We start from the raw sequence: 3,557 nt of genomic DNA on the forward strand, positions 1-3,557 counted from the left end.
GGAAATGTTTTTTTTCATTTTTTCTTATCTTGGTGCGGTTTCTGTTACATCTGTCGCCGACACGGGTTCGCACCGCTTTTCCCTGTTCCCTGCTATAACAATGTTTGGAGCAACCCTTGTGTCAAACCCGATCATCATGAGGGTTGTCCACAATATGATTGGGGTGTTAAGTAAGAAGGTTTTAGGTTGTAGGTAGCGCAGTCAGGAATAAGGATTTTATTATCTACACAAGTTAAATTATCCAAATTCAAAATTATGTGAGTTATTCAAAAAAAATCTGGACTTTATTGAGTCCTCATTCCTAGGTTTTTCTCACTTAGAACCTGCCACCTCCCGATTATAGGTCTTGGATAGGACTGTAAACTTTTTTCACCTAACACCTATCACCTTCTTTTTTCCCTCTAAACCTCACCTCGCACTTCTTCAATTACCCCATCACGCAGGAGAACTTCTACTTGCATTTTCTTGATCAAATTATCTCCTACATCCGCAGTAAATACACTTTCAATTTGACCTTGACTAACTTCTTGCTCTAATTCCAAAGTTTGTACTTGTTGTAATTGTTGTAAAGCTTGATTTTTCTGCTCTACAAACTCATTTTTCTTTTGGCCGATCTGTGCTTGTATATTATTAATCTGCTGTTGTACTTGAGGGCCTGGAGGTTGTACACTTTGCTTTCTAATTTCAGCAATTGCCTTTTGCCCTTGTATTTCAATCTGTTGTAATTGGCTATCTAAATTATTAATTTGGGTTTGTAGTTGTTGTTGGGCTTCTTCTTTCCAGCGTGGGGTAACGACTACTCTAACGTTAATCGCTCGCTTTAAAAGTAATTGTGTTTGAGAATACTCCATAAAAATTGTTCTTGTCAGTTTATTTTTGTTTGCACATAAGGACGAGAATATTGATTTTAGACTTTAAGATTTCAGAACATCTAGATGATACTCAATCCAAAATCTAAAATCTCCAAAGTCATTAATCAAACATTTTGTTAATCATATCGCGGTAATGGTCCGTGACAGTGGGACGTTTGATCTTCATCGTTTGGGTTGTCATGCCATTTTCTACCGTAAACGGTTCCAGAATCAAGCGAAATGGTCCAATACGGTCATCAGGCCGATATCCGGGGCGATTTTTTACCTCCCGATTCAATTCCTGGCGGAACAATTCTTGAATCGTCTGACTTTCCCAATCAATCTGTGGTTGAGATTCTGAAGGATTAAGTTGAATAGCCCATTGTTCCACTGCTTCAATATTAGGCACGACTAAAGCACCCAAAAATTTCTGGTCTTGCCCCACCAGCATAATTTGGTCAATATATTGACTGCGGGCACAAGCATCTTCAATGGGCTGAGGTTCAATATTTTCCCCATTAGTCAGAACAATTGTATCTTTTGCCCGACCAGTTAATACCAAATCATTATCTGGAGTTATCCAACCAATATCGCCAGTATTAAACCAACCTTCGGAGTCAATAACTTTCTCAGTAGCTTCGGGATTTTGATAATAACCAGCCATTATTTGTGGCCCTCTTGCCCAAACCACACCTTTATTACCAACTGTCAGAGTTTTGTTAGTTTCTGGATCTACTACTTTAATCTCAGTAGCTGGAATGGGTTTACCAGCAGACCCCCGGAGATTGTTCCAATAGTGTCGAACAGTCAAAACTGGAGAAGTTTCGGTTAAACCATATCCTACCAATAAGCCTATACCAACTATTTCAAAGAAATTTTCTAAGTGCATCGCTAGAGAACCACCCCCACTTATGGCAAATTTCAGGCGACCCCCAGTAGCTTGGCGGATTTTTTGATAAATGATTTTTTCTCCCAGACTATGAAGAGGTAATAATACCCAACTTTGCAAAGTAGCCAGCAATTTCTGAGACTGAGATGGTGGGTCAAGTTGCAAAACTAATCCTTGACTAATACGCCTAGCTTCAATGTAACGTTGACTTATGCCCAGGAAAAATTGAGCTAATTTTTGTTTATTGGCTGGTTGTTCTCTGAGTTGTTTTTGTACTCCTTCATAAATTAATTCCCAAACTCTAGGCACACTGGTCACATAGTGGGGTTTATATTCTTGGAAGTCTTTTTTCAGAGAACGTTTATTGGTATAAATTTGGGTACAACCTTGGGAGAGGAAAAAATATTCTCCTGTCCTACCAAAAGTATGCCAAGTAGGTAGGATGTTTAGGCTGCATTCTCCTGGATTGGGTTGAATAAGTGCCCCTAGAACATTAATTTGATAGAGCAGGTTGCCATGAGTCAGCATTACACCTTTGGGTTTGCCAGTTGTGCCAGAAGTGTAGAGCAAAGTAGCAAGAGTTTCCAGGTTTTGCTTAGTGGGTTTCAGGGGGCGGTCTTCTCCTGTAGCAATGACTTGAGAAAATTTGACTACAGGTAGGTTTTCCTCAGGGTTTGGCTCTTCATCGGATAGCAGAATAATTAAATGTATAGGTAAGTCTTGCAGGCGATCGCTCAATTTTTTCAACAAGGCCAAATTTTCCACGACTAAACTCACACTGCCACTATGTTGAAGAATATAAGCCAATTCTTCGATATCTGCAGTCCCACTTCTCACCACATCTGCTGCCCCTGCAGCAATAATACCTTGGTCGGCAATCATCCACCGAGGGCTATTGTCAGCAAATAAGGCCACTCTCGGAGGTATTGACGCTTCATTTTCCGTAGGGACAACCCCCAATGATTGTAAACCAGCAGCAAATTTTTGAATCTGTTGGTTTAATTCTGCATAAGTAAATTTGACTTCTGGTTTGGCATGGGGGTCATGGAGGGCGATGGTCTGATTATAATGTTTGGCAGCCAGTGGCCATATTTCTGAGAGAGATTGAACTGAATCGTAGATTGTTACTTGCTTGAGATTGGCACGTTCGCGATCGCTCATTTGCCAGGAGGTGGGAGATTGTATAGATGTCATTATCTGCTTCCTAAAACTATTGGTGATAAATCTAGTATCTGAGAATTTTGGATAAGTTTGCTAATTTTAGGGACAGTTTGTCAACTTGAATATTCAACTACAGGGAAAAATTAGCCAGAGATTACTTTTGACTTCTCAGTTGCGCATAGCGCTATCGTAAAAGATAATTTTGGGACAAAGAAATATGGAACTTTGGGATATTTCTGCCATTGACCAACACGCTCATAATTTATTGAAACCAGAAGCAATTGCTCGTTATTCTTATGTTGCTGCTTTTACAGAAGTTTATCATCCAGATATTATTAATTATCATGCTTGTTATACCCTATTTTATCGTCGAAGTTTGCGGGATATGGCAGACTTATTAAATTGTGAACCGCAAGAATCAGAAATATTAGCTAAACGAGATAATTTAGGGTTAGAAAATTTAACCAAAACTTGTTTTAATGGTGCAAATTTAGAGAGTATTTTGTTAGATAATGGCTTTCTCCCAGAGCAAATTTTACCTTAGTAATGACATCAAAAATTTTTGGGTATCAGGGAATTATTAAGAATAGAAAATATTGCCCAAAATCTCATACCTCAAGGAACTGGAATTGGAATTAGTTTGTTTGTAATTGCAG

The 3,557-nt window shown here is 38.9% G+C and carries 4 protein-coding genes; 2 read left to right on the forward strand and 2 right to left on the reverse strand.

The window, feature by feature from the left end:
* Positions 1–196 (forward strand): hypothetical protein (locus F6K13_RS23900; protein WP_287288592.1); only part of this gene is annotated, 196 nt, incomplete at its 5' end.
* A 205-nt stretch (positions 197–401) separates the two neighbouring features.
* On the opposite strand, the gene F6K13_RS23905 is transcribed toward F6K13_RS23900, so the two are convergent.
* Both F6K13_RS23905 and F6K13_RS23910 read right to left on the reverse strand, forming a co-directional pair.
* Entirely contained in the window at positions 402–851 is a 450-nt protein-coding gene (locus F6K13_RS23905) for a YlqD family protein (RefSeq protein WP_124143642.1), read from the reverse strand.
* 121 nt (positions 852–972) lie between these two features.
* Positions 973–2,934, reverse strand: coding sequence for a long-chain fatty acid--CoA ligase (locus F6K13_RS23910; RefSeq protein ID WP_124143641.1), 1,962 nt, complete (start codon positions 2,932–2,934; stop codon positions 973–975).
* Positions 2,935–3,103: 169 nt separating this feature from the next.
* Between F6K13_RS23910 and F6K13_RS23915 the strand changes: the two genes are divergently transcribed.
* A complete protein-coding gene (locus F6K13_RS23915; RefSeq protein ID WP_192901301.1) occupies positions 3,104–3,445 on the forward strand; it encodes a hypothetical protein in 342 nt (113 codons plus the stop codon).
* Positions 3,446–3,557: the final 112 nt, after the last annotated feature.

It is taken from the genome of Okeania sp. SIO2B9 (assembly GCF_010672505.1).
Taxonomy (GTDB): domain Bacteria; phylum Cyanobacteriota; class Cyanobacteriia; order Cyanobacteriales; family Microcoleaceae; genus Okeania; species Okeania hirsuta.

Coding starts and splice junctions, on each gene's coding strand:
- F6K13_RS23905 (WP_124143642.1), bottom strand. CDS start 851: ATGGAGTATTCTCAAACACAATTACTTTTAAAGCGAGCGATTAACGTT.
- F6K13_RS23910 (WP_124143641.1), bottom strand. CDS start 2,934: ATGACATCTATACAATCTCCCACCTCCTGGCAAATGAGCGATCGCGAA.